The organism is Pseudomonas sp. 10S5 (assembly GCF_035019745.1).
Lineage (GTDB): Bacteria > Pseudomonadota > Gammaproteobacteria > Pseudomonadales > Pseudomonadaceae > Aquipseudomonas.
Window position 1 is genome coordinate 97,466 of the sequence record NZ_JASJVL010000004.1, and the last position, 25,737, is coordinate 123,202.

General features: G+C 54.9%; 21 protein-coding genes. 18 read left to right on the top strand and 3 right to left on the bottom strand.

Going from position 1 to position 25,737, the window contains the following annotated elements; genetic code table 11:
• Positions 1–55 precede the first annotated feature (55 nt).
• Genes QN378_RS05300 through glgB form a run of 3 tightly spaced genes read left to right on the top strand, consistent with a single transcriptional unit; the run spans position 56 to position 7,658 of the window.
• Entirely contained in the window at positions 56–2,086 is a 2,031-nt protein-coding gene (locus QN378_RS05300) for an alpha-1,4-glucan--maltose-1-phosphate maltosyltransferase (protein ID WP_323546383.1), read from the top strand.
• A 20-nt stretch (positions 2,087–2,106) separates the two neighbouring features.
• Positions 2,107–5,433, top strand: a complete 3,327-nt coding sequence (gene treS / locus QN378_RS05305; protein ID WP_322203032.1) for a maltose alpha-D-glucosyltransferase — start codon at positions 2,107–2,109, stop codon at positions 5,431–5,433.
• Positions 5,430–7,658, top strand: coding sequence for a 1,4-alpha-glucan branching protein GlgB (gene glgB, locus QN378_RS05310; protein WP_323546380.1), 2,229 nt, complete (start codon positions 5,430–5,432; stop codon positions 7,656–7,658). Before treS ends, glgB begins: the two co-directional genes overlap by 4 nt.
• 62 nt (positions 7,659–7,720) lie before the next feature.
• Here the strand turns inward: glgB and QN378_RS05315 are convergent, their stop codons facing one another.
• Entirely contained in the window at positions 7,721–8,923 is a 1,203-nt protein-coding gene (locus tag QN378_RS05315; protein ID WP_322206855.1) for an MFS transporter, read from the bottom strand.
• 222 nt (positions 8,924–9,145) lie between these two features.
• Positions 9,146–10,735, bottom strand: a complete 1,590-nt coding sequence (locus tag QN378_RS05320) for an ABC-F family ATPase (protein WP_322169417.1) — start codon at positions 10,733–10,735, stop codon at positions 9,146–9,148.
• A 365-nt stretch (positions 10,736–11,100) separates the two neighbouring features.
• Between QN378_RS05320 and QN378_RS05325 the strand changes: the two genes are divergently transcribed.
• The 15 genes from QN378_RS05325 (at position 11,101) to QN378_RS05395 (ending at position 25,066) form a co-directional block, all read left to right on the top strand.
• Entirely contained in the window at positions 11,101–11,802 is a 702-nt protein-coding gene (locus QN378_RS05325) for a glutathione S-transferase family protein (protein ID WP_322203036.1), read from the top strand.
• A gap of 133 nt (positions 11,803–11,935) precedes the next feature.
• Positions 11,936–12,499, top strand: a complete 564-nt coding sequence (locus QN378_RS05330) for a TetR/AcrR family transcriptional regulator (protein WP_322203038.1) — start codon at positions 11,936–11,938, stop codon at positions 12,497–12,499.
• Between the two features lie 263 nt (positions 12,500–12,762).
• Positions 12,763–12,978, top strand: coding sequence for a hypothetical protein (locus tag QN378_RS05335; protein WP_323546376.1), 216 nt, complete (start codon positions 12,763–12,765; stop codon positions 12,976–12,978).
• Positions 12,979–13,236: 258 nt separating this feature from the next.
• Positions 13,237–13,566: a hypothetical protein gene (locus tag QN378_RS05340; RefSeq protein WP_323546373.1), complete on the top strand. Its 330-nt coding sequence runs from the start codon at positions 13,237–13,239 to the stop codon at positions 13,564–13,566.
• 488 nt (positions 13,567–14,054) lie between these two features.
• Complete coding sequence (locus tag QN378_RS05345; protein WP_322203042.1) at positions 14,055–14,906, top strand: transporter substrate-binding domain-containing protein; 852 nt, start codon at positions 14,055–14,057, stop codon at positions 14,904–14,906.
• A 53-nt stretch (positions 14,907–14,959) separates the two neighbouring features.
• Entirely contained in the window at positions 14,960–15,622 is a 663-nt protein-coding gene (locus QN378_RS05350; RefSeq protein WP_322203044.1) for an amino acid ABC transporter permease, read from the top strand.
• Positions 15,623–15,632: 10 nt separating this feature from the next.
• Positions 15,633–16,295, top strand: coding sequence for an amino acid ABC transporter permease (locus tag QN378_RS05355; RefSeq protein WP_323546370.1), 663 nt, complete (start codon positions 15,633–15,635; stop codon positions 16,293–16,295).
• Entirely contained in the window at positions 16,292–17,080 is a 789-nt protein-coding gene (locus QN378_RS05360; protein WP_323546367.1) for an amino acid ABC transporter ATP-binding protein, read from the top strand. The genes QN378_RS05355 and QN378_RS05360 overlap by 4 nt, the downstream gene beginning before the upstream one ends.
• A gap of 53 nt (positions 17,081–17,133) precedes the next feature.
• Positions 17,134–17,526: a RidA family protein gene (locus QN378_RS05365; RefSeq protein WP_322203048.1), complete on the top strand. Its 393-nt coding sequence runs from the start codon at positions 17,134–17,136 to the stop codon at positions 17,524–17,526.
• Positions 17,527–17,628: 102 nt separating this feature from the next.
• Positions 17,629–18,393, top strand: coding sequence for an IclR family transcriptional regulator (locus QN378_RS05370; RefSeq protein WP_322203050.1), 765 nt, complete (start codon positions 17,629–17,631; stop codon positions 18,391–18,393).
• Between the two features lie 34 nt (positions 18,394–18,427).
• Entirely contained in the window at positions 18,428–19,654 is a 1,227-nt protein-coding gene (locus QN378_RS05375; RefSeq protein WP_323546364.1) for an amino acid deaminase, read from the top strand.
• Between the two features lie 21 nt (positions 19,655–19,675).
• Positions 19,676–20,635 (top strand): sugar kinase, encoded by a 960-nt coding sequence (locus QN378_RS05380; protein WP_323546361.1) that lies wholly within the window; start codon positions 19,676–19,678, stop codon positions 20,633–20,635.
• Between the two features lie 202 nt (positions 20,636–20,837).
• Positions 20,838–21,755, top strand: coding sequence for a DUF4123 domain-containing protein (locus tag QN378_RS05385; protein WP_323546360.1), 918 nt, complete (start codon positions 20,838–20,840; stop codon positions 21,753–21,755).
• 147 nt (positions 21,756–21,902) lie between these two features.
• Positions 21,903–22,901: a hypothetical protein gene (locus QN378_RS05390; protein WP_323546356.1), complete on the top strand. Its 999-nt coding sequence runs from the start codon at positions 21,903–21,905 to the stop codon at positions 22,899–22,901.
• Between the two features lie 11 nt (positions 22,902–22,912).
• The gene (locus tag QN378_RS05395) at positions 22,913–25,066 is read left to right on the top strand and encodes a lipase family protein (RefSeq protein WP_323546355.1); all 2,154 of its coding nucleotides are present in this window, start codon (positions 22,913–22,915) and stop codon (positions 25,064–25,066) included.
• A 308-nt stretch (positions 25,067–25,374) separates the two neighbouring features.
• Here QN378_RS05395 and QN378_RS05400 read toward each other — a convergent pair whose 3' ends face one another.
• A complete protein-coding gene (locus QN378_RS05400; RefSeq protein ID WP_322169494.1) occupies positions 25,375–25,650 on the bottom strand; it encodes a peptidylprolyl isomerase in 276 nt (91 codons plus the stop codon).
• Positions 25,651–25,737: the final 87 nt, after the last annotated feature.

Consider the following 25,737-nt stretch of genomic DNA (forward strand, 5'->3'; position numbering starts at 1 on the left):
TGTGTGATTTTTTGCCGGAGAGCGTCTTTTATAAGGGCGTGAGGAGTGATGCTCGATGAATGTGACCGCAGATCAGCCCTACGGCCCGGATTCTTTGGCCCGCGATGTACCGCATCAAACTCAACCGTTGACCCTGACCCAAGCGCTGCAATTGCCGCGCATCGTAATTGAAGACACGATGCCGGCGATCGAGGGCGGGCTGTTTGCGGTCAAGGCGATCGTCGGCCAGCCGATTGTGGTGACCAGTAAGGTATTCGCTGACGGTCACGACAAGCTGGCGGTGGTGATTCGTTGGCGGGCTGCCGATGAGGAACAGTGGCACAGCGCGCCGATGCAGGAACTGGTTAACGACAGTTGGGTCGGTGAGTTCGTCCCGTCGTCAGTTAGCCGCAACGTGTTTCGTCTTGAAGCCTGGATTGATCAATTCGCCAGTTACCGCTATGAGGTGCAGAAAAAACATGCGGCCGGCGTGCCTATTGATTTGGAGTTGGAAGAGGGCCGTATTCATCTTAGCCAGGCGATGGAGCGCAATGAAGGCGAACTACACGATCGCCTGGCCGCTGTGATTGAGCAGTTTGCGAGCTGCGATCTGGAAGGCAAAGTCGCACTGTTGCAGAACCGTGAAACGACTTCGCTGATGGCTAAAGCTGAAAATCATGCGTATTTGAGCCGCAGCGTCGAGTTTCCGGTGGACGTAGAGCGGGAGCTGGCCCAGTTCGCCAGTTGGTATGAGCTGTTTCCGCGCTCGATCACTGACGACCCTGCACGGCATGGCACCTTCAATGATGTGCTTGGTCGGTTGCCGATGATTCACGACATGGGTTTTGACGTGTTGTATTTCCCGCCGATCCATCCCATTGGCCGTGCGCATCGCAAGGGCCCGAACAATTCGCTAGAAGCCGGACCCGACGATCCGGGCAGCCCTTATGCCATTGGCAGTGTCGAAGGCGGCCACGACGCGATTCACCCGCAATTGGGTACCCGTGTTGATTTTCGCAATCTGGTCAAAGCTGCTGCTGAACACGGCCTGGAAATCGCTCTCGATTTTGCTATTCAGTGCTCCCAGGATCACCCGTGGCTCAAGGAGCATCCGGGTTGGTTTTCGTGGCGTCCCGATGGTTCGATTCGGTATGCGGAAAACCCGCCGAAAAAATATCAGGATATCGTCAACGTCGACTTCTACGCGCCGGATTCGATTCCCAGTTTGTGGCTGGAGCTGCGGGACGTGGTGTCGGGTTGGGTCGAAGAGGGCGTGAAGATTTTTCGGGTCGATAATCCGCACACCAAACCGCTACCGTTCTGGCAATGGATGATTGCCGACATTCGCCATGAACACCCGGACGTGATGTTCCTCGCAGAAGCATTTACCAAGCCGGCGATGATGGCGCGTCTGGGTAAAGTCGGGTACTCCCAGAGCTACACCTATTTCACTTGGCGCAACAGCAAGGCCGAGCTGTCGGAATACTTTGCTCAACTCAATGAATCGCCATGGCGCGACTGTTATCGACCCAATTTTTTCGTTAACACGCCAGACATAAACCCAGGCTTTCTGCATGAGTCGGGGCGTGCCGGGTTTCTGATTCGGGCGGCACTGGCGACGATGGGGTCGGGCTTGTGGGGCATGTATTCAGGGTTCGAGCTGTGCGAGTCGGCGCCGATACCCGGCAAGGAAGAGTACCTGGACTCAGAGAAATATCAGCTGCGGCCGCGGGATTACACCGCACCGGGCAATATCATCGCCGAAATTGCTCAACTCAACCGCATTCGTCGCCAGAACCCTGCGTTGCAGACCCATTTGGGCCTGAAGCTCTATAACGCGTGGAACGACAATATTTTGTATTTTGGCAAACGCAGTGCCGACGGCAGCAACTTTATTTTGATCGCGGTCAGCCTTGATCCGGTTAACGCTCAGGAGGCGAGCTTTGAATTGCCGTTATGGGAAATGGGCCTGCCCGACGATGCCGCAACATCGGGTGAAGATTTGATGACCGGCCACCGCTGGACCTGGTACGGCAAGTACCAATGGATGCGCATCGACCCTACTTATCAGCCATTTGGCATTTGGCGTATCCAGACCACGAATTAAGCATTAACAAGGAACTAAAGATGGCGAAGAAACCGAGGAGTGCGGCCTTCATCGATGACCCTCTGTGGTACAAGGACGCGGTCATTTATCAGGTTCATGTGAAATCTTTTTTTGATTCGAATAACGATGGGATAGGTGACTTCCCCGGCCTTATCGCCAAGCTCGATTACATCGCCGATCTGGGGGTTAATACGATCTGGCTGCTGCCGTTTTATCCTTCTCCACGCCGCGATGACGGCTATGACATTGCTGACTATCGTGGCGTCCACAGCGACTACGGCACCATGGCCGATGCCAAGAAGTTCATCGCTGAGGCCCATGGGCGCGGGTTACGGGTTATCACTGAACTGGTCATTAACCACACCTCTGACCAGCACCCCTGGTTTCAGAAAGCTCGTGCTTCCAAGCGTGGCTCCAAAGCGCGGGATTTTTATGTGTGGTCAGACAGCGACCAGAAATACGACGGGACGCGAATCATTTTTCTCGACACCGAAAAATCCAACTGGACGTGGGACCCGGTTGCAGATCAGTACTTCTGGCACCGTTTTTATTCACACCAGCCGGACTTAAACTTCGATAACCCGGCAGTGATGGACGCTGTACTGGAAGTGATGCGTTATTGGCTAGACATGGGCATCGACGGTCTGCGTCTCGACGCAATCCCATATTTGATTGAGCGCGACGGGACCAATAACGAAAACCTGCCTGAAACACATCAGGTGTTGAAGAAGATTCGTGCCGAGATCGACGCCAATTACCCTGATCGCATGCTGTTGGCCGAGGCTAATCAATGGCCTGAAGACACGCAGATGTACTTCGGCGACACCAAAGGCAAAGACGGTGACGAGTGCCATATGGCGTTCCACTTTCCGCTGATGCCGCGCATGTACATGGCGGTGGCGCAGGAAGACCGTTTTCCGATCACCGATATTTTGCGTCAGACCCCGGAAATTCCGGAAAACTGTCAGTGGGCGATTTTCCTGCGCAACCACGATGAATTGACCTTGGAAATGGTCACTGATCGTGAGCGCGACTACTTGTGGAATTACTACGCCGCTGACCGCCGTGCTCGGATCAACCTGGGTATTCGTCGTCGGTTGGCGCCGTTGGTCCAGCGTGATCGGCGGCGTGTTGAACTGCTCATCAGCATGTTGCTGTCGATGCCCGGTACGCCGACGTTGTACTACGGCGACGAGATCGGCATGGGCGACAACATTTACCTCGGTGACCGCGACGGGGTACGAACGCCGATGCAATGGTCCATCGACCGCAATGGCGGTTTTTCCCGTGCCGACCCGGCGAGCCTGGTGCTTCCACCGATCATGGACCCGCTTTACGGCTACCAATCGGTGAACGTCGAAACTCAGAATAATGATCCGCATTCCTTACTGAATTGGAATCGTCGGATGTTATCGGTGCGTAAACAGCAGAAAGCTTTCGGGCGTGGCACGTTGAAAATGCTCTCGCCGACCAACCGCCGAATTTTGGCCTATACCCGGGAATACACCGGGCCCGACGGCAAGACTGAAATCATTCTGTGTGTGGCCAACGTGTCCGCTGCCGCTCAGGCGGCGGAGCTGGAGCTGTCACCGTTTACCGGGATGGTGCCGGTGGAAATGCTCGGCGGCAGTGCGTTTCCGCCTATCGGTCAACTGACGTACCTGCTGACGTTGCCACCTTATGGTTATTACTGGTTCTTGCTGGCGGCGGAAAATCAAATGCCCAGTTGGCATGTCGAGCCGGCGCAGAGCATGCCGGACTTCCCGACGATGGTGTTGAAAAAGCGTCTCGAAGAACTGCTCGACGAGCCGTTACGTAGCGTGATGGAGAAGACCTCTCTGGCGGTGTATCTGCCCAAGCGCCGTTGGTTTGCAGGCAAGGACAAAGCCATTGATCAAGTCAAAATTGCCTATGCCGTGCGTTTTGGCGATGTTCAGCATCCGGTGCTGTTGAGCGAGCTGGAAGTGACAGCCGGCGACCATCAAGGTCGCTACCAATTGCCGTTCGGTCTATTGGCGGAGGATGAAGTCAGCAGCGCGTTGCCACAGCAATTGGCGTTGGCGCGGGTTCGACGCGGGCGTCAGGTTGGCTTCATCACCGATGCGTTTACCCTGGAAACCTTCATCCGCGCTGTGGTTCAGGGTATGCAAGCTGAAACCGTACTGCCCTGCAGCGAAGGCGAAATACGGTTTGAGCAGACGCCGGAAATGACCCATCTGGGCCTGACCAACGAATCCGAAGTGCGTTACTTATCGGCGGAGCAGTCCAACAGCTCGGTAGTAGTGGGCGGCAGTCTGGTGCTGAAAATGATTCGTCGCGTCAGTGCCGGTACTCACCCGGAATTGGAAATGGGCGCATACCTGACAGCGGCGGGATTCAAATACATTTCACCGTTACTGGGTTCAGTGGTGCGGGTCGACAATGATGGGCAGGACAATTTGTTAATGATCGCTCAGGGCTACTTGAGCAATCAGGGCGATGCGTGGGAATGGACTCAAAACAACCTTGAACGCGCTGTGCGTGACGAGTTGGCTCGCGGGCGCTCGGACTTGGATCAGCACTTCAATGCGCTGCTGGAACTTTCGGACTTCTCTGCCTTGTTGGGGCAGCGACTGGGCGAGATGCACCAAATATTGGCAGCGCCGACCGACGATCCCGACTTTGTTGCGCAGCTTACCAGCGCAAAAGACAGTGAAGCGTCGGGCCAAAGTGTCGTGGCGCAAATGGAGCATGCGCTGGAGTTGCTTGAGCTACACCGCAGCAAGTTGGAAGCTGACGACCAAGCCTTGGTCTCGGAGTTATTGAGTCAACGCAAACAGGTGCTGGCCCATATCAAAGACCTGGCCAAGCGTTCAGTGGGCGGGTTGCGGCTGAGGGTGCATGGTGATTTACACCTTGGCCAGGTGTTGGTGGTCAAGGGTGACGCTTACCTGATCGACTTTGAAGGTGAGCCAGCACGTGCGCTTATCGAACGCAGGGCCAAGTACAGTCCGTTTAAAGACGTCAGTGGCGTATTGCGTTCGTTCGACTATGCAGCAGCGATGGCCGTGCGCAATGCCCAAGCCGTCGATAGCTCCGTAGAAGCTAAAACCGCACGTCAAACGGTGGCCGATACGTACTTGTCCCAAGCCCGCCAAGCGTTTATTGAAAGTTATCGAACGGCTACCACGGGCATGGCCCACGCCTGGAAAGACAGTAATGGCGAAGCTGCGGCGTTGGAATTGTTTACCTTGGAAAAAACCGCATATGAAGTTGTTTACGAAGCTGAGCATCGTCCCAACTGGTTGGCCGTGCCCTTGCAAGGCTTACGTGGACTGCTGACTTTGTCTGATGGAGAACGAACATGAGTGCACATAAGGAACACGGCAGAGGCACAGTGCAAATGCTGCCCGGTGCGGCCGACATGGACGCGTTGATTCGCGCCGAACACCATGACCCGTTTTCGATGCTTGGCCCTCATGACGATGGCAAGGGCGGTCAGTACGTCCGCGCTTACCTGCCTGACGCACTGAGCGTAAAGGTTCTGGCGCGAGACGGTGAGCACGAGCTGATCACCCTGGAAATGAGTTCGACGCCGGGTTTTTTTGCAGGGCACCTCGCACATTCCCAACCCTATTTGTTGAAAGTCAGTTGGGCGGGTGGTGAGCAAATTACTGAAGACCCTTATAGCTTCGGTCAGCTACTGGGCGAAATGGATCTGTACCTGTTTGCGGAAGGTAATCACCGGGACCTGAGCAGTTGCCTGGGCGCACAGGTGATGAATGTCGATGGTGTTGACGGGGTTCGCTTCGCGGTTTGGGCGCCTAACGCTAAACGCGTCTCGGTGGTGGGCTCGTTCAACAATTGGGACGGACGTCGTCACCCGATGCGGGCACGGTATCCGTCTGGCGTATGGGAGGTGTTCATTCCTCGTCTGAAGCCAGGTGAAGCCTATAAATATGAAATTCTTGGGGCCGACGGGATTCTCCCGCTCAAGGCGGACCCGGTGGCGCTCGCGACCCAGATGCCACCAGAAACAGCGTCGGTGGTTGCAACGCCGTTGAATCACGACTGGCAAGACAGCAATTGGATGCAATCGCGTGGTGGACGTCATTCACCGAAAGCGCCGCTGTCGATTTACGAGTTGCACGCCGGCTCGTGGCAGCTTGATCACAGCGACGAGTTCGTGGTGCGCCAGTACAACTGGCAAGAACTGGGCGATCGCTTGATTCCCTACATCAAGGAATTGGGCTTTACCCATATCGAACTCATGCCGATCATGGAGCATCCGTTTGGTGGTTCATGGGGGTATCAGCCGCTGTCACAATTCGCCCCGACGGCTCGCTACGGTTCGCCGCAAGACTTTGCCGAATTCGTCGATGCCTGTCACCGTGCAGAAATTGGCGTGATCCTCGATTGGGTGCCGGCGCATTTTCCGACCGATACCCACGGTTTGGCCCAGTTCGATGGCACCGCGTTGTACGAATACGGCAATCCTCAAGAAGGTTTCCACCAGGATTGGGACACGCTGATCTATAACTTGGGCCGCACCGAGGTCCACGGTTTCATGCTGGCGTCGGCGTTGCATTGGCTCAAGCATTTCCACATCGACGGCTTGCGGGTCGATGCCGTTGCCTCAATGCTCTACCGCGATTATTCGCGCAAAGCCGGGGAGTGGGTGCCCAATCGCCACGGTGGTCGGGAGAACCTCGAAGCCATCGATTTCCTGCGCCACCTCAACGACGTTGTCGCGTTGGAAGCACCGGGTTCGATGGTGATTGCCGAAGAATCCACGGCGTGGCCCGGCGTTAGCCAATCGACGCAACAGGGCGGATTGGGCTTCCAGTACAAATGGAATATGGGATGGATGCACGACACCCTGCACTACATGGAGCAGGACCCGATCCATCGCGCTCACCACCACAGTGAGTTGAGTTTCGGTCTGGTGTATGCCTGGTCGGAGAAATTTGTTTTGCCGATCTCCCACGACGAAGTGGTTCACGGTAAACACTCACTGATCGACAAGATGCCGGGTGATCGCTGGCAGAAGTTCGCTAACTTGCGTGCCTACTTGACCTTCATGTGGACCCATCCCGGCAAAAAACTTCTATTCATGGGTTGCGAGTTCGGCCAGTGGCGCGAGTGGAACCATGACGAGCAGCTGGATTGGTATTTGCTGCAATACGCCGAGCACATCGGTGTTAAGACGCTGGTCAGTGACCTTAACCGCCTCTATCGCCAGGAACCTGCGTTGCATGATCGCGATTGCGAGCCGATGGGCTTTCAGTGGGTGATTGGCGATGATGCCACCAACAGCGTGTTCGCTTACATGCGCTGGAGCGCCGAGGGCGAACCGGTGCTGATCGTGGCGAACCTAACCCCAGTGCCGCGCGAGGCTTACCGTGTTGGCGTACCGTTCGAAGGGCCGTGGATTGAACTGCTAAACAGTGACGCTGACACCTACGCCGGTTCTAACGTCGGTAATGGTGGGGAAGTCAAGGCGGTGGAAAGTAAAAGCCATGGTCAGCCGTTTTCTCTGCAATTGAACTTGCCGCCGTTGGCTGTCTTGATTTTGAAGCCCAAACCCGAGTGACAGTACCTGCGCCGCGGCTTATGGCTGCGGCGCATTAAGCGGGTTTTTCGCGCCCAGACCGATCAATACCGGGGGCGGCGGGACAAACCGATGGTTAGCGCCAACCCGGCCACCGAGAGCAGTGCTGCAGCGAAAAATATCATTGAATATCCAAACCCCAGGGCGATGCTGCCCATCACTGGGCCGGCAATGGCCAGCGCCAGATCGAAAAACACCGCATAGGCACTCAAACCTGCGCCACGACTGGAGTTTGGCACCTGTTTAATCGCCTCGACGCCCAATGCCGGGTACACCAGCGATAGGCCGAAACCGGTCATGCCTGCGCCAATCAATGCGAACTCGGTGCTGGGCGAGACCCACAACATGACCAATCCAGCGGTTTCGATGAGCATGCAGGCGATGGCTGCGTTGAAGCCGCCAAAGCGCTTGATGGCGTTGATGAAAATCAACCGCGACAGGATAAAGCAGATGCCGAAGACCGTCAGGCAGTAAGCAGCGCCTTGCCAGCCTCTGCTCAGATAAAACAGGGTGATGAAGGTGGTCAGGGTGCCGTAGCCGATGGACGCCAGGGTCAGGCTCACGCCAAACGGAGCGACGCGGCCGAACACCGCCCAAAACGGCATCCGTTCGCCTCTGATAACGGGCACTGAAGGCTTGTTACGAATCAACACCAACGCCAGTAACGAGATAATCAGCAGCGCAACGCCGAGGCTGACGAAGCCCAGTATGCCGACCATGACCACCCCGATCGGGGCGCCAATGGCGATGGCACCATAGGACGCAATGCCGTTCCAGGAAATCGCTCGGGCAGTGTGCTCGGTGCCGACTTGGCCAATGCACCAACTGATGGTGCCAACGCCGATCAATCCTTGGGCTACACCGAGAAACACGCGCGCGATGATAAGAATCGTCAGGCTTAGGTCGGGCAGGCTTTCAAGCAGCATGGCAGCCAGGGTCATTACGCCGCTGATGACGATCCCGATCAGGCCATAAATGATCGCGCGCTTGGTGCCAATGCTGTCTGCCACACGACCCGCAAGCGGGCGACTTAGCAACGTCGCCAAATATTGCGAGCCCACGGCCAGGCCCGCAATGACTGCACTGAAACCCAGCTGGTCGTGAACGTACCCCGGAATCACGGCAATCGGTAAGCCGATGCACAGAAAGGCAACGAAGGTATAAAACACAATGGAGACGATCTGCAGGGTGATCGCCACGGAACTTGGGGGTGTGACCGAGGAGGGTGCAGGTTGTGCAGCAGACATGTGGCTCATTCGCTGGCAGGCGGTTGGAGTCGGCATGATGGCGTGCGCCGAGGATAAAAGGAAGCTGGCTAACGATTGTTTTGCTTGCCCACTTCCTGCAGGAGGACCGCCACGTAGAGACCCTCCGGCAGCTCCTAAAGAGCACTATCAGATCAAAAAACCCCAAAAAGTCAGGACGGGTGTCCAACTTTTGGGGTGCAGTTCATTCACGCGGGCTTTAAATCAGAACACAACGCCTTGGCTACGCAGGTAGTCATCGTAAGTGCCGCTGAAGTCGACTACGCCGCTTGGGCTTAGCTCGATGATGCGGGTGGCCAGTGACGAGACAAACTCGCGGTCATGGCTGACGAAAATCAACGTGCCTGGATAGTTTTCCAATGCGAGGTTTAACGCCTCGATGGATTCCATGTCCAAGTGGTTGGTTGGCTCGTCCATGATCAACACGTTCGGCCGTTGCAAAATCAGCTTGCCGAACAGCATGCGACCTTGTTCACCGCCGGAGATCACTTTGACCGATTTGAGGATTTCGTCGTTGGAGAACAGCATACGGCCCAAGGTGCCACGAACGATCTGCTCGCCGCCCTGAGTCCAACGGCCCATCCAGTCAAACAGGTTGGATTCGTCTTCGAAATCAGATGCGTGATCCTGAGCGTAGTAGCCCAGTTCAGCCGCGTCGGTCCACTTCACTGTGCCGGCGTCCGGCGACAGCTCGTTGACCAGGGTGCGCAACAGTGTTGTTTTACCGATACCGTTCGGGCCGATAATTGCTACGCGTTCGCCTGCTTCAACCACGAAGCTGAAATCCTTGAACAATGGCTTGCCATCGAAACCTTTAGCCATACGCTCGACGATGACCGCCTGGCGGTGCAGCTTTTTATTTTGCTCAAAGCGAATGAATGGGCTGACTCGACTTGACGGCTTGACCTCGGCCAAGTGGATCTTGTCGATTTGCTTGGCGCGGGAGCTGGCCTGCTTGGATTTCGAAGCGTTGGCCGAGAAGCGGCTGACGAACGATTGCAGTTCGTTGATCTGCGCTTTCTTCTTGGCGTTGTCCGATAGCAATTGCTCGCGGGACTGCGTCGCCACGGTCATGTATTCGTCGTAGTTGCCAGGGAACAGGCGCAATTCGCCGTAATCAAGGTCAGCCATGTGCGTACAAACGCTGTTCAGGAAGTGCCTATCGTGGGAAATGATGACCATGGTGCTGTTGCGCTGGGTCAGGATGTTTTCCAGCCAGCGAATGGTGTTGATGTCCAAGTGGTTGGTCGGTTCGTCGAGCAACAGCACTTCTGGATTGGAGAACAACGCCTGCGCCAGCAATACGCGCAGCTTCCAACCCGGCGAGACTTCGCTCATCGGGCCGAAGTGTTGGTCGATGCCAATACCCAAGCCCAACAGCAGTTCACCGGCTCGGGATTCGGCGGTGTAGCCGTCCATTTCGGCGAACTCGGTTTCGAGCTCGGCAACGGCCATGCCGTCAGCTTCGGTCATGTCCGGCAGCGAATAAATGCGATCGCGCTCGGCCTTGACCTTCCACAGTTCTTCGTGACCCATGATCACAGTATCGATCACGGTGAATTCTTCGTAAGCGAACTGGTCCTGGCGCAATTTACCCAGACGTACGTTCGGCTCCAGCATCACCTGCCCGCCCGAAGGCTCCAGGTCGCCACCCATGATTTTCATGAAAGTGGACTTGCCGCAGCCATTAGCGCCGATAAGGCCATAACGGTTGCCGCCGCCAAACTTGACCGAGACGTTCTCGAACAAGGGTTTAGCGCCGAATTGCATGGTGATGTTAGCTGTGGAGATCAAAAGTGTGTCCTGCAAGGAAGCAAAGGCGTAAAGGCTCGAGGGCCCGGCACAATGGCGTTGGGGGCGAACCCAAAACAGCCAAAAAGCGCACGGCCAAAGCAGGTTGAACGCAGAACGCGCAACCCAAAATCAGTCAGTGCGGCTTTAAAGGGGCGTAATAGTAACACTTGGCGCACGGAAGGGCAGCCGGAGACTACGGATCTGAATTTGGGCGTGGCTGCGCGACGTGGTGAAGCAAACACTGCATTCTGATAGAACTGTATCTAACAAACGTTAGATAGGGCTTGACTCGAAACTATCTGCTCGTTAATGTCTGGCTACCTAACGGTCGTTAGATAGCCAGCCCTCCAACTCCAGGATCGACCATGACTTCTAAACTTCAACTCTTTACCTCCCCTTCAGCCTTTCCCAACCCGCAGCGTTTGCGGCTATTCATGCATGAAAAGGGCATCGCTGATCAGTTTGACGAGACTGTTTATGATATGGCCCCAGGGGGCGAGCAGCGTGGGTGGCGTCACTTAAACATGAATCCATGGGGCGAGACGCCCACGCTCCAACTGGCGGATGGAAGTTTCATTTCCGAAACGGCTGCCATCGTTCGTTACCTCGACCAGTCCTATCCCGGTCGCAAGATCATGGGGGAGACCGCGCTGGAACAGGGGCTTGATAACATGTGGGATAACCGGGTATGGGTGCACATCCTGTACCGGATCGTGACGTCGTTTCATGTGCTACACACCGGGCTCGGATTCAAACTTGAACTTACCAAGAATGAGGCGTGGGGCGAGCACTGCCGTAAAGAGGCATTGGCCCATGCGGCACTGGTCGATCGCCATCTGTCCGACGGTCGCGAATGGCTGCTGGGCGGCAATGCTCCGACCTTCGCGGACATAACGCTGGCAACCGCCATCGCGTTCTCTAAGTTCCCGGTCAACGCTACGCCGCTGGACGAACGTTTTGAGTTCTTGGCCGCCTACTGGATGCGTTGGCAGAAGCGCCCTAGCTTCCGTGCTGCTTACGCCGATCGCAGCAGTGGCATTCCTGAGCTGGACTCTCTAGCCGAATAACGGTTCTGGCGGGCAGCCCCGGAACCGTCGGGGTCGCCCATTCCGCTTCGGGAAATCGACCTAACAAGCGATAGGTTTCTGATATAGGATGCCGCGCACCTCTGCTACTTCATCCTTTGGACACAGCATCATAATGATTACCAACGCCCGAGAGGCCATCCTGTTGGCCGCCACGAAAATTGCCCAATCACGGGGCTACAATGGATTAAATTTTCGCGACCTTGCCCAAGAGGTAGGGATCAAAGCGGCGAGCATTTACTACCACTTTCCTAGCAAAGCCGATCTTGGCGTTGCTGTTGCCAAGCGATACTGGGAGGACGGCGTAGCAGCGCTTGAAACAATCTACGAACAAAACCCGAACCCGATTGAAGCTCTGCGTCGCTTTCCGGAAATTTTCCGTCGATCACTTGAAGCTGATAATCGCCTTTGCCTGGGCAGTTTCGTGGGTGCCGAAACAGATAGTTTGCCAAGCGAAATGACCAAGGAGATCCAAGCTTTTGCTGATGTGAACATTGCGTGGTTAAGCAAGCTTCTTTTGGCCGCAAAAGTTTGCACGCCGCAGGACAGTGAGGTACGGGCCAGCGCGATTTTTGCAGCTGTTGCTGGCGCTCAGCTCCTCGCAAGAAGCCGGTCGGATATCTCACTTTTCGACGCGTTGATTGATGCTTACCGCGCCTTCGGTCCTCTGCCCGTGTAGATAAAATGAAGGCGGTTTTCTGGGGCGAGAGTGCAGCGGCGTCTGAGATTGACCTATCCAAAATGCGGTTGGAGCTGACGACGGGATGGGCCAGTGACAATAGGCGACAGGTTTTTCAAATTGTCTACGTAAAATCAGAGGACGAAATTTTCACGTCAGCCTGACGTATTGTGAACATTTGGCCCTCTAGTCTATTTTCCATCCAATCCATGCCTCGGGGCGTTTTTGAGATCCTGTCGCATTCCCGTAATAAGGAGCAACAGATGGCAATCGGCGTTATTTCATCATCAATTCCTGTGAACGTTGGCGTAACCGCCGAACATCAAGCCAAATTCAGAGTGACGACCCATTCAGCGTCATCACCCTCGGACCACGCCGTAGCATCAGATTTGAAGAGTATCGCTGGAGCCGCTGCTGATACTGAAAAAGAGGGTGGCCCTGACGATCTCCGTGCTCAGGCCATAAATGTCAAGGTTTAGCCATTGCCCTCTTTCCTGTAGTAGTCCCCGGCGTCGGGGACTGGCTGCATTTTTTTAACGTGGTCTGCACTTACTCATTTATTTCGCGCTAACGCTCTTGAACCTGTCTGATTTATTTTCTGACTCTTAAATACGACGGAATTTTCACTTATTACCGACGCAAACAAAACGCTTGCGGCCCTACGCTCTGATTTCGTTCAATCCCTCGCGCTAGGGCCTTTGATGCCTTTGCGTATTTAGCAAAATCAGGAGTTACCGATGTCCATTGGCGCAATCTCAGCTTCTATCTCTGTAAACGGTGGGGTTACTAGCCCCGTTACTGACAAAACGAAAGCGACTGCCGTTACGACGACTGGAACTTCAGCCACCAGCACCACCGTCAGCGTCGCTGCGGCGGCTTTGAAGGAAGCAACTGAAACATCTGCCGAAACTGCAAAAGAGGCGGGTCTTGGCGATCGTGTGGCTCAACGTCTGATCGACAAGCAGCACTTGGCTTCCGCATCGAACTCTCCAGTGCAAACGCCAGCCAAAGGTACTGTGAACGGTTCAGGACAGATTACGGGCGAGACCATTAATACCAAGGCCTGATTATTACATCAGATGAAACTAGCGACAGTCCTCATGCGCTGAGGACTGTTTATAGTTTCTGAACACGCGAATGTTTCTTCGCTAAACCATTTCAAACCAAGATCCTCTCAGGTAGATAACCTACGTTGACTTCGCCCCGTCACCCTCTGCGTTGGCTCAAACGGGTTCTTACCTGCAAAGCTTCGCTGCTTTAGTTCACTGCCCCCCAAATACGGTGTTGACGAACGCAACTACGCATAAATCGGTCGGACTTAGCGCGTTTGCCCCACTTTGGGGTCTGGCTACACACGTTGTAGCAAACGGTAGCGAGTCATCACATCAAAACCGTCACGTACCCAACGCGTTTACTTGAGTTAGCGCATTGATCTAAAAGCCTTTTTTTACGCGTTTTTTTTGGCCCTGTTCTGTGGCACACTTTCTGCTGTCTATTCCGTTGTTACATACCTTGTTCCGCTATAGCGGAATTTAACCACGGCGGAGTTCATCACATGCATCGCGGACCTTCCTTTTTGAAAGCTTGTGCGTTTGTTCTTGCGGCCACGGCCACGCTTATCAGTTCGGTGCAGGCGGCGGACGCCAGCAAACTCGACAGCGTATTGCAGCGCGGCCATCTGGTGGTGGGTACCGGCAGCACCAACGCGCCTTGGCATTTCCAGGGTGCGGACGGCAAGCTCCAAGGCTTCGATATCGACATCGCGCGGATGATCGCCAAAGGGCTGTTCAACGACCCCAGCAAAGTCGAGTTCGTGGTGCAGTCGTCCGACGCACGGATCCCCAACTTGCTGACTGACAAAGTCGACATTAGCTGCCAGTTCATTACCGTCACTGCCAGCCGCGCCCAACAAGTTGCGTTTACCCTGCCTTACTACCGTGAGGGTGTGGCGCTGTTGCTGCCGATCCAGAGTAAGTACAAGCAAATCGATGACCTGAAAGCTGCCGGTGACGGCGTAACCGTGGCCGTGCTGCAGAACGTCTACGCCGAAGAGTTGGTGCACCAGGCCCTGCCCAAAGCCAAAGTCGATCAGTACGACAGCGTTGACCTGATGTATCAGGCCGTCAATTCCGGCCGTGCCGATGCAGCTGCTACCGATCAGTCCTCGGTGAAATACCTGATCGTGCAGAACCCAGGCCGCTATCGCACCCCCAACTTCGCCTGGAGCCCACAGACCTACGCCTGCGCTGTCAAACGTGGTGATCAGGACTGGCTGAACTTCGTTAACACTGCGTTGCACGAAGCGATGACCGGAGTTGAATTTCCGGCCTATGCGGCCTCGTTCAAACAGTGGTTCGGTGTCGATCTACCGACTCCGGAAATCGGTTTCCCTGTCGAATTCAAATGACTCGGTGAGAACAGGGCAACGCGTCGATTGCCCCGTTCCAGGTACTGCTGACCATGAACTATCAGTTGAATTTTGCCGCCGTCTGGCGTGATTTTCCCAGCTTGCTGTCCGGCCTGGGATTGGGGTTGGAACTGGCGTTGATCTCAATTGCCATTGGCTGCGTCATTGGCCTGATGGCGGCGTTCGCACTGCTGTCGAAGCACCGGATTTTGCGCATCATCTCCTCGGTGTACGTTACGGTGATCCGTAATACGCCGATTTTGGTACTGATCCTGCTGATCTACTTTGCGCTGCCGAGTTTGGGCATCCGCATGGACAAGCTGCCGTCGTTCATCGTCACCCTGTCGCTGTACGCCGGGGCGTATTTGACCGAAGTGTTTCGTGCGGGGCTGTTGAGTATTCACAAGGGCCAGCGCGAAGCCGGGCTGGCAATTGGCCTGAGCGAATGGCAAGTGCGCGCTTACGTGATCATCCCGGTGATGCTGCGCAATGTGTTGCCCGCGCTGTCGAACAACTTCATCTCATTGTTCAAGGACACCTCGTTGGCGGCGGCGATTGCCGTGCCGGAGCTGACCTACTACGCCCGCAAGATCAACGTTGAAAGCTATCGGGTCATCGAAACCTGGATGGTGACCACAGCGTTGTACGTGGCGGCCTGTTACCTCATCGCCATGGTCTTGCGCTACTTAGAGCAACGCTTGGCGATCCGTCGCTAGGAGGTCTGGTATGTACGAAGCTCATAGCTGGCTGCAAGAACTGTGGATCGCCCGGGGAGCGTTGTTGTCGGGTTTTTTGACCACCATTCAATGTTCAGTCATTGCGATTATCTGCGGCACGGTGATCGGCCTGTTTGCCGGGTTGGTGCTGACCTACGGCAAGCTCTGGAGTCGCCTACCGTTTCGGCTCTATGTCGATCTGATTCGCGGCACTCCGGTGTTTGTGCTGGTGTTGGCCTGCTTTTATATGGCCCCGGCGTTGGGCTGGCAGGTCAGCGCATTTCAAGCCGGTGCGCTGGGACTGACGTTATTTTGTGGTTCCCACGTCGCGGAAATCGTGCGCGGCGCCTTGCAAGCGATTCCTCGCGGGCAACTTGAAGCGGGCAAGGCCATTGGCCTGACCTTTAAGCAGTCACTGGCTTATGTGTTGCTGCCTCAGGCGCTTCGGCAGATTTTGCCGACGTGGGTGAATTCCTCCACCGAGATCGTCAAGGCCTCGACCCTGTTGTCGGTGATTGGTGTTGCTGAACTGCTCCTCAGCACCCAACAGGTCATCGCTCGAACGTTCATGACGTTGGAGTTCTATCTGTTCGCCGGATTACTCTTTTTCATCATCAACTACGCCATCGAGCTTCTTGGACGGCAAATTGAAAAACGGGTGGCCTTGCCATGACACCGACACACACCGCTACTGCCCCTGCGTTGCTGAGTATCGAAGGGCTACACAAATCCTACGGGCCGGTTGAGGTGCTCAAGGGCGTTGACCTGCACATGCAGCGCGGCAACGTCGTGACCCTGATTGGCTCCAGCGGTTCGGGCAAGACCACCTTGCTGCGCTGCGTCAATTTGCTCGAAGAGTTTCAAGGTGGCCATATCCGTCTGGATGGCCAGGACATCGGCTATAGCGATGTCGATGGAAAACGCGTCCGTCATCCTGAAAAAGTCATTGCTCAGCACCGGTCCATGACTGGCATGGCGTTCCAGCAATTTAACCTGTTCCCGCACCTCAGCGCCCTGCAGAACGTTACCTTGGGCTTGCTCAAAGTCAAAAAACTGCCCAAGGACGAAGCCGTGGCGTTGGCTGAAAAATGGCTGGAGCGGGTGGGTCTGCTGGATCGTCGCAATCACTTTCCGGGGCAACTCTCCGGTGGGCAGCAACAGCGCGTGGCAATTGCCCGAGCAATTGCGATGAACCCGAGCCTGATGCTGTTTGATGAGGTCACCTCGGCACTCGATCCAGAGCTGGTCGGCGAAGTGCTAAGCGTGATCAAAGGCCTGGCCGAGGAGGGCATGACCATGTTGCTGGTCACCCATGAGATGCGTTTTGCCTACGAAGTGTCGGACCACATCGTCTTCATGAATCAAGGCCGCATCGAGGAGCAGGGGCCGCCCAAGGCGTTATTCGAACAACCCAAGTCGGCGCGCTTGAGTGAGTTCCTCAAGAACATCCGTTTTTAATCGGCCAGCCGATTGAGCATTAACCCTTTTAGATAAAACAGCAGGAGACGTTCATGAGCATTACTCGTTATGGCACCGGCAGTACCGCCGGCGGTGGCCAACCCCGTCCTTTCGCCCGTGCCGTTGAAGCCGATGGTTGGCTGTACGTGTCCGGCCAAGTGCCTGCGCAAAACGGCGAGATCATCAATGGAGGGATCGTTGAACAGACTCACCAAACCATGAAGAACCTGATCGCCATCCTTGCCGAAGCCGGGTATGGCCTGGAAGACGTGGTGCGCACCGGCGTCTGGCTCGAAGACCCACGGGACTTCTGGAGCTTCAACAAGGTGTTTTCCGAATATTTCACCAGCGAACATGCACCGGCCCGGGCCTGTGTTCAGGCCAATATGATGGTGGATTGCAAAGTCGAGATTGACTGCGTGGCGTACAAGAAGCCAAAGGTCTGACACCCTGCGCACTGATTGTTCCTGCCTGAGCGTGGGAACCTTCAGTGGGCAGCGTTAAACTGCTCGGCATTCTTACCGACCGCTTAATGGGTAGTGCGCACAATGACCGAAGACACCATCAAACGCCGGGCCAGAGGGCTGGATCGGGCGTTCGATATCCTCGACTTTCTCAAAGAGAAAGGCACGCCGCTACGCCCGAATGAAATCGCGACCGGTATTGGCAGTCCAAAATCTACAGTCTATGAACTGGTCAGCTCGCTGCTTGAGCGGCGGATTCTGGAGACCGTGGGCAGAGACGGGCATGTCTACCTGGGGCGTCAGTTGTACTTTCTCGGGCAAGCGCATTTGCGGCATTTCGACTTCACCCGTGAGGCGGAGGTGTCATTGGCCGAAATCGTCAGCCAAACCCGTGAAACCGCTCAGATGTGTTTGCTCAATGGGCGCAAATACACGGTTGCATTGATGAAGGAAGGTGAGCGGCATTTTCGCATCTCGTCAGACATCGGCGAAAACGCGCCGATTCCCTGGACCGCTTCCGGGCGCTTGCTGCTCAGTCATTTAAGCGATCAGGAAATCAACGACCTCATCGACCCCGAAGACTACGTACTGCCCAGCGGCGAGCTGCTGCCCATTGAAACCTTTCTGCGGGAGATTCGTAAGGCAGGTGAAGACGGGTTTTTTTCCTTCGACAGCGTGGCCGATACCTTCACCCATTGCTTCGCCGCGCCGGTCAAGGACGAACGGGGCGTTTGCGTCGCCACCTTGTGCATCGTCGCCCCCCGTGCGGATGCCAAAAACAATTACAGCGATTACCGTCGGGTGCTGATCGACAGCGCCAACGGTCTTGCGCGCCGAGTCAACGAATAGCGCGGCTCGCGTCGCGCTGATCAGGAGAACAGTCATGAGTTTTGCAACGGCCGACTTGAACGCTACCGCAGTAGAAAAGGGCGCTGCCGCGCCGGGCGACAGCCTGGTTCGCGACGTCAGCCTGCCCGCGTTGGTGATTCATCAGCAGGCGCTGGAACATAACATTCGCTGGATGCAGGCCTTCGTCAGCAACAGCGGTGCCGAGTTGGCACCCCATGGCAAAACCAGCATGGTCCCGGCGCTGTTTCGCCGCCAACTGGAAGAGGGCGCCTGGGGCATAACCCTGGCCACCGCCGTGCAGACCCGCGCCGCCTATGCCCATGGCGTGCGTCGGGTGTTGATGGCCAATCAACTGGTCGGGACGCCGAACATGGCGTTGATCGCGGATTTGCTCGATGACTCGATGTTTGATTTTCACTGCATGGTCGATCACCCAGACAATGTTGCAGCGTTGGGCGAATACTTCGGCGGACGCGGCCTGCGCCTGAACGTAATGATCGAATACGGCGTGCATGGCGGCCGTTGTGGCTGCCGCACCGAGCAAGAAGTGTTGGCGCTGGCTGAATCCATCGCCGTCCAACCGGCGCTGGCGTTGACCGGAATCGAAGGCTACGAAGGCGTGATTCATGGTGACCAGGCCATTGCCGGCATCAAAGCCTTTGCCGCCTCATTAGTGCGGTTGGCGGTAGAGCTGCAAGACAAAGGCGCCTTTGCCTTGACCCGGCCCATCGTCACTGCCTCCGGTTCGGCCTGGTATGACCTGATCGCCGAAGCCTTCGACGCCCAAGCGGTTCGCGAGCGTTTTCTCAGCGTGCTGCGTCCCGGCAGCTATGTGGTGCATGACCACGGCATTTATAAAGACGCGCAATGCTGCGTGCTGGACCGTCGCAGCGAACTGAGCGAGGCATTACGCCCCGCGCTGGAAGTCTGGGCCCACGTGCAATCAATGCCGGAACCGGGTTTTGCGGTGATCGCCATGGGCAAACGCGACGTGGCCTTCGACGCTGGGTTGCCAAATCCTTTGCTGCGCTACCGCCCTGGCGTATTGCCTTCAAAAGGGGATGATGTCAGCGCCTGCACCGTGACAGCGGTCATGGACCAGCATGCATTCATGACCATCGCGCCCGGTTGCGAACTGAAGATTGGCGACATCATTTCCTTTGGCACCTCCCATCCTTGCCTGACCTTTGATAAATGGCGCTCAGGCTGCCTGGTGGATGAAAACCTGAACGTAATCGAAACGCTGAACACCTGTTTCTAGACCGAGGAGCTTGCACGTCCGATGAGCGCATTGATCAGTCACCATCACCCGCGCATCGCCTTGATCGGCGAATGCATGATCGAGCTGCAACAGCACGCCAACGGCACCCTGCAACAGAGTTTTGGTGGCGACACCTTAAACACAGCGGTGTACGTGGCGCGCATGCTCGGCGGCACGTCCCAAGTGGATTACGTCACCGCATTGGGCGACGACAGCTTCAGCGATGCCATGTGCCAAGTCTGGGCTGACGAACAAATCGGCCTGAGCCGGGTTCAACGTCTACCGGGGCGATTGCCAGGGCTCTATTGCATCCAAACCGATGCCAATGGCGAGCGGCGGTTTTTGTATTGGCGCAACGAAGCCGCAGTGCGCGATTGTTTTACCACGCCAGCAGCCGAGCCGATTCTGGCGGCGCTGGTGGAGTATGACGTGCTGTATTTCAGCGGCATCACCCTGGCGGTACTGGGCGAGCAGGGTCGGGCGCGATTGTTGTCGGTGTTGATCGACGCCCGAGCCCGCGGCGCCCGCGTAGCTTTCGACAACAACTACCGCCCGCGACTCTGGGCCAGCGTCGAACAGGCGCGCGAGGCCTATCGGGCGGTATTGCCGCAGGTGGATTTGGCATTGTTGACCGAAGACGACGAGCAGGCCTTGTTTGGCTATACCGACTCGGAACAACTGCTGGCGGTGTATCGGGACTTAGGCATCAGCGAAGTAGTGGTCAAGCGCGGGGCCAACAGCTGCTTGGTAGAATCCCAAGGCGAACGCTTCGAGATCCCTGCGCACGCAGTGACTCGGGTAGTAGACACCACCGCAGCCGGCGACTCATTCAGCGCCGCGTATTTGGCCCAACGGCTCAAAGGCGGCAGCCCGGAACAAGCCGCGCACGCGGGGCATCGGCTGGCGAGTTTAGTGATTCAACATCCGGGGGCGTTGATCCCCAAAAGCGTGATGCCCATGCCATTACGTATTGAGTCGTAAGGGTAGGAGTGAACGTGTTTGCGATGGAGCGCGAAGCGGTCCCAATCGCTGGCAAGCGGGCTATTACAATGGATCGGTGGACCTGAATCTAGGTTTTCGCTGAATTTAAAGAAGTTTCCTACACGCAACATTGAATTGGATGGCATTTTTTTTTGGCGTCATCGCCCAGAGTCAGTCCTTACGTTGAAACAAGGAGTGACGAATGTCTTATCTGGCCGATACCCAAAAAAACGCCACAAATTTAACGGGGGACCAACAAAATAACCTTTTAAAACTCTCGTTCCCCAATCAATGGATCTCCGAGCAGACTCGACTCGCGCGCCCGACGTATTTGATTCTTAACTCAGATGGTGAACAGGAAAATCTCCAAGCGCTACTGACCCAGCAACCCACACCAGAGCACATTAATGTCTACAGTCAAACACCCATAAGCAGCATGGCGGCAGGACCGTTCATCTTCAAAATCAGCAGCACCATTAGGCCGCTGCTCACTTCATTGCTCGCAACCCCCGAGTGCAACTGGGGCTGGCTGGTCAGCTGCAAAGGCGACCAGATTGCGGCCATGGCCGACCATTGGCGCGTACGCATTATCATCGGCCAACGGCCTGAGCAATCGCTGTACCGATTCCACGACAACCGCGTGATCGCGCGGGCATTGAACCATCTTGAACTTGAATCACTGCCCCAATACCTCGGACCAATCGCTGGCCTTTGCTATTGGAATGGACAGGACTGGGCTGCGGCGGAAAATCCGAGTCCTGGTATCTACCCGGTGCCGGCAAATCCGGCTTGGCTGACGGTTCCGGTGCCGGCAAAGAGTTTGAGGGCAGTCCTGCGTCACAATATTGAACTCTATCTTCGTGGGAAACATGCTCTAGAGACATACGAACTGGAACAAAGCATGCCTGTCAGTGACTGGTTAGACATACAACTAGACATGGCAGAGCAGTGGGGATGGGCTGCGCCGGAGAAGTTGCTGTTTTTAATAACGCAACGCCTCAAAGAAGAGAAAGGAAAGATTATTCAAGACTGGCTCCCACTACAGGGCGAGGCGCCGCAGTTGCATTTCGATCGGCTTTATAAAGAAGCGGAATATTGGTGCGATGAGAAATTGCAGTAATGCTAGTCAGGATTAATGACGGCGAATGGAGTGGTTTAGTTTGACGAAAATACAGACCTTTATCGTGGCGCTGTGTATATTTCTGAATCCGGTGACCTTGAGTATTGGCGGGCTAGCTTGGTTTGGAAATGCTTTAAGTAATAGACCATGTCCCTATGGTGGCTCGCAGGTTATATTGAAGTACATCATCCAACCGAAAAGCCTGCTGGACTCCTATGGTTTGAGCGTTCCGTTTGGAATAAGCGCACTTCCGACGGTGATTATTTTGGATATGTTAACGCTTCCAAAAGACTCTCACGGCTGCGCTTCATGGCACGAGGCTATATTTTGAAAAAGCGTGGAATTTTTATAACTGTAGATAAAGCTAAGAATCGCTTCAAGCACGTTGCAGGTGTTTGTACTCTCCTGCTTGTAAGCGGTTGTAGCGACACGGGTAAGGATCAGTTTACGTTAAAAACGGAAATGCCTGCCAATTTTAAACTTCAAGCTGATGCCCACTATGTGCCGGCTACTGGGGAGGTGTGTACTGCGCGGCGTCGAAAAAATGGACGTCTCATAGACAAGAAACGCTTCATAAGCGAAGTGCAGGATTCTCAATATACGGCGGTTTTCAATATTCCTTTGGCGATAGTGGAGAATAATTGTCCGTTGGTATTGGATGGGTTGAAGCTGGATGTTGAGGGTCGATGGGGGCCAGGCCGGTGGGACCTCGATGGAGATATCGCAGGCATCTCATTTCGTGACGGAGCCCCTGTCGATAACGTGAAATCTGGCAGTATAGAAAACACACTTTATAATGGCGAATGTCAGTGGTTTTTTAGGACTGCGGGGCCTGAGCGCTACATTATAAAAGTTTTGAGATGCCGAGCTATTGATAGTGACGGTGAGGTCCTAAAGCATTCTGCGGGAGGTATTCTTCGTCGCGATACATTAGGTGGAAAAACAATAAGCATGGGTTTTAAAGTGGCCGATAGTGAAAAGCCTTATTTTAATAAATATTGGTTTAAAACTGTGGCCGGCTGGAAGCCCTGCGACGGACATTGGGGCGGTGATATGGAGGAGCTGTGCATATCTCCACCTCAATTTAAAACTTTCAAGATGCCTGATGGTCGTGATTGCAGCGTGTATCCAAATTGCACTGAATAAGGAGTGTTAATGTGAAAGGTCGAGATCAATACGTTCCGTTTTTTGAAAGCAAAAGACTTGCCTGTCCATTACGTGGGCAGCGGATAAGCTTTCAGCTGGTGGATGAAGTTGGAAGCGGAAAAACCTACGCCGGACTGGCTTACAAAATAGTCGACAGTGTAGGTCAAAACTACGACGGTAATTTAGATGCAGAAGGATCTGCCGTTCTGGATGGTTGTTATCAAGGGGCGGTTGTTTTAACTCTAAATGAGGTCTGCTCGGAAAGTAATGGGTTTTATAATAAACTGATGAGCCGTGAATATTACCCCCTTCCTATTACTGAGCTCCAAGTGCGGGCTGAAGAATCCCGGTTCGTTAATAACGACGGTTCACGTGTCGAAAAAAATCCAGCGCAAGTAAACGCCGATGAGTTTTTTCACGTTGAGGTCAGAGATTTAGTCGAGCAAGCAGCTCACCTACCGCCTTTGGTAACGCGTGCCCGCGTTCCGCGGTTAGCTCATTGGAGATGGCCGGAAGCGGCCAACGGGAAAGAACAAGAGCGATGGGGCGTTATTCTGATGCCTAACAAACATACGGTTCTGGAGGTTCGACCATTGCGGGCTTTGCGGCCAATCCTTTCAACCGATAACGAATTCTGCGCCCTGAATCTCTACCAACTGGCACTGATGTCCACCTTGACTTACGTCGGCTTTGGGCAGAATCCTTCGGAGAAACCCGTAGAACGGGTTAGCTTCCCGTTTAGTCCGACTCCGGGCAATTTTTTCGGAGACGCCCTCGCCAGTTACAAAGAAATCTGGCGTGTAAACGACGATCAAACGGACGCGTATTATCCGTTGTACGAAGACGTGCCTTACTCAAAACGGTTTGAAGTCTTGCCGTTCAATCCAAAGCTCTATGAGCAAAATCTTCCCGAGAAAGGGGATAAGCAAGAGCACCCGGCTAACCAGCATTTTTTTGATGACACTGACCTTGAAGAAGATACCGATACTCAGGCCTATATAACCCATCACGATGAAATTATCGTTATCGCAGTGAGGGGTACTCAGGAGGCAGCTGACATGTTCAGGGATGCCGATGCGTTGCAAGTTCCATTTGAAGGTGGCGATGAGCGAGTACACCGGGGGTTTTATGGTGCTTACCTTGCGCTCCGCAATTTTGTAAACCGTTATCTGTCTCGATTTCACTTCGGACAGAAAGTGATTATCTGTGGACACAGCTTGGGTGGTGCAATTGCTACTTTGTTGGCGGAAGCGTTACGCCGTTCAAAAAAATACGACGTTCTCCTCTACACCTACGGCGCACCTCGAGTCGGAGACACCGCATTTGTCGATAGCGCCTCAGAGCTCGTCCATCACCGCATCGTCAACCACAACGACCCTGTTCCAAGCGTGCCTTTGCCATGGATGAATGTAAGAAGGGAGGAATTAATAGGCTTGGCGGTTATACCGTCCGGCTGGGTGGGGATACCTACTGCGATGGTGCGAACCAGCGGTGACCCTTATGAGCACCATGGCAAGCAGCAGCATTTCATGCCGATAAAGCTAAATGACGGTGAGAAGTCGTCGGTGCTATGGGATCCCGGCTGTGACTCCATTGAGGGCGCAGCGATTTGCACGTATTTGCAGAGCCAGCAAACCCGTCAGTACGACGGTGGTGATATGCCAAAGCGAGACGGGCTTATCCAGCAATTACTAGAGAGTAGCGATCACCGGATGGTCGTGAGCTATATACCGTTTACCTGGGCTACTTTACGTCGCTGGCAAGAGACGCAGTTGGCCGGTCAAACGGTTGTCACCGACAGAGAATACCGCGTAATCGAAAAGGCTATAACGCAGCTGGGAGATGCGCTCAAACAAAAAGAAACTCATTCCTATGACTTGCCTCGCGGTTTGCGCTCAATGGCAGAAATTGCCAGCCTGAGGGACGAGATTTACCGTTTGAACACGACCCTTGAGCGTTTGAAAAAATTGAATGCGTCCAAGCTCAAACTAGCCGATGTGTACGGAAGTGCGGCGCAGTCGGAAAATATTGAAGGCAGTTTAAAGCGCTGGACTGCTCATAAAGAAAACGTCGCACGCGTGCAGTTGGCAATGATCCCTTCACGACCTGACGATGTATATATCGCCGGGGTTTATCAGGATCGTGATTTAGATTCGAGGGGGTAGGGTCATCTGTGAAAGACAATTCATAAACAGCCTGTAGAAGCTGCCGAAGGCTGCGAAGCCGCTACGACTCTAAGATTCAATTGACAGGGATGATAGCAAGCAGCCGTAGATGCCGTGGGAGCAGGCTTGCCTGCGAAGAGGCCGGTCATCGCGCCGCTGATGTCGACCCAAAATGTGGGTCGCCTGCATTGGCACTTTCGTTGGCAAGCCAACTCCCACAGAGACTTCGGTAGACACGACAGGGTCGGTGCCGAAGACGTGGCGGACCCTCCTACAAAACCGCGTGTTTGCTGCGCCACAGACGACGTTCAATCCCGATAAAACACTTGAACCAAGTGATACCCGAACTTGCTCTTAATCGGCCCATGTATCACCCGAACCGGTTTTTTGAATATCACCGAATCAATCGCGCCGACCAGTTGCCCTGGCCGAACTTCGCCCAGGTCGCCGCCGCGTTTGCCTGAGGGGCAGGTGGAGTATTTTTTGGCTAATACGTCGAACGCCTCGCCCTTGGCAATACGTTGCTTGAGCTGTTCGGCCTCTTCGGCGGTTTTCACCAGGATGTGGCGGGCGAGTGCTTTCATGGTGCGGACGGTCCTGAAAAAAACGGTGGCTATTATGCCTGTGCTCGGGACGGATTGATTGTTTCTGCCGACAGGTGTGCAAGAACT

Excerpts from the sequence above, each read along its gene's own strand:
- QN378_RS05300 (WP_323546383.1), top strand. The coding sequence starts at position 56 with ATGAATGTGACCGCAGATCAGCCCTACGGCCCGGATTCTTTGGCCCGC.
- treS (WP_322203032.1), top strand. The coding sequence starts at position 2,107 with ATGGCGAAGAAACCGAGGAGTGCGGCCTTCATCGATGACCCTCTGTGG.
- glgB (WP_323546380.1), top strand. The coding sequence starts at position 5,430 with ATGAGTGCACATAAGGAACACGGCAGAGGCACAGTGCAAATGCTGCCC.
- QN378_RS05315 (WP_322206855.1), bottom strand. The coding sequence starts at position 8,923 with ATGTCTGCTGCACAACCTGCACCCTCCTCGGTCACACCCCCAAGTTCC.
- QN378_RS05325 (WP_322203036.1), top strand. The coding sequence starts at position 11,101 with ATGACTTCTAAACTTCAACTCTTTACCTCCCCTTCAGCCTTTCCCAAC.
- QN378_RS05330 (WP_322203038.1), top strand. The coding sequence starts at position 11,936 with ATGATTACCAACGCCCGAGAGGCCATCCTGTTGGCCGCCACGAAAATT.
- QN378_RS05335 (WP_323546376.1), top strand. The coding sequence starts at position 12,763 with ATGGCAATCGGCGTTATTTCATCATCAATTCCTGTGAACGTTGGCGTA.
- QN378_RS05340 (WP_323546373.1), top strand. The coding sequence starts at position 13,237 with ATGTCCATTGGCGCAATCTCAGCTTCTATCTCTGTAAACGGTGGGGTT.
- QN378_RS05345 (WP_322203042.1), top strand. The coding sequence starts at position 14,055 with ATGCATCGCGGACCTTCCTTTTTGAAAGCTTGTGCGTTTGTTCTTGCG.
- QN378_RS05350 (WP_322203044.1), top strand. The coding sequence starts at position 14,960 with ATGAACTATCAGTTGAATTTTGCCGCCGTCTGGCGTGATTTTCCCAGC.
- QN378_RS05355 (WP_323546370.1), top strand. The coding sequence starts at position 15,633 with ATGTACGAAGCTCATAGCTGGCTGCAAGAACTGTGGATCGCCCGGGGA.
- QN378_RS05360 (WP_323546367.1), top strand. The coding sequence starts at position 16,292 with ATGACACCGACACACACCGCTACTGCCCCTGCGTTGCTGAGTATCGAA.
- QN378_RS05365 (WP_322203048.1), top strand. The coding sequence starts at position 17,134 with ATGAGCATTACTCGTTATGGCACCGGCAGTACCGCCGGCGGTGGCCAA.
- QN378_RS05370 (WP_322203050.1), top strand. The coding sequence starts at position 17,629 with ATGACCGAAGACACCATCAAACGCCGGGCCAGAGGGCTGGATCGGGCG.
- QN378_RS05375 (WP_323546364.1), top strand. The coding sequence starts at position 18,428 with ATGAGTTTTGCAACGGCCGACTTGAACGCTACCGCAGTAGAAAAGGGC.
- QN378_RS05380 (WP_323546361.1), top strand. The coding sequence starts at position 19,676 with ATGAGCGCATTGATCAGTCACCATCACCCGCGCATCGCCTTGATCGGC.
- QN378_RS05385 (WP_323546360.1), top strand. The coding sequence starts at position 20,838 with ATGTCTTATCTGGCCGATACCCAAAAAAACGCCACAAATTTAACGGGG.
- QN378_RS05390 (WP_323546356.1), top strand. The coding sequence starts at position 21,903 with ATGTCCCTATGGTGGCTCGCAGGTTATATTGAAGTACATCATCCAACC.
- QN378_RS05400 (WP_322169494.1), bottom strand. The coding sequence starts at position 25,650 with ATGAAAGCACTCGCCCGCCACATCCTGGTGAAAACCGCCGAAGAGGCC.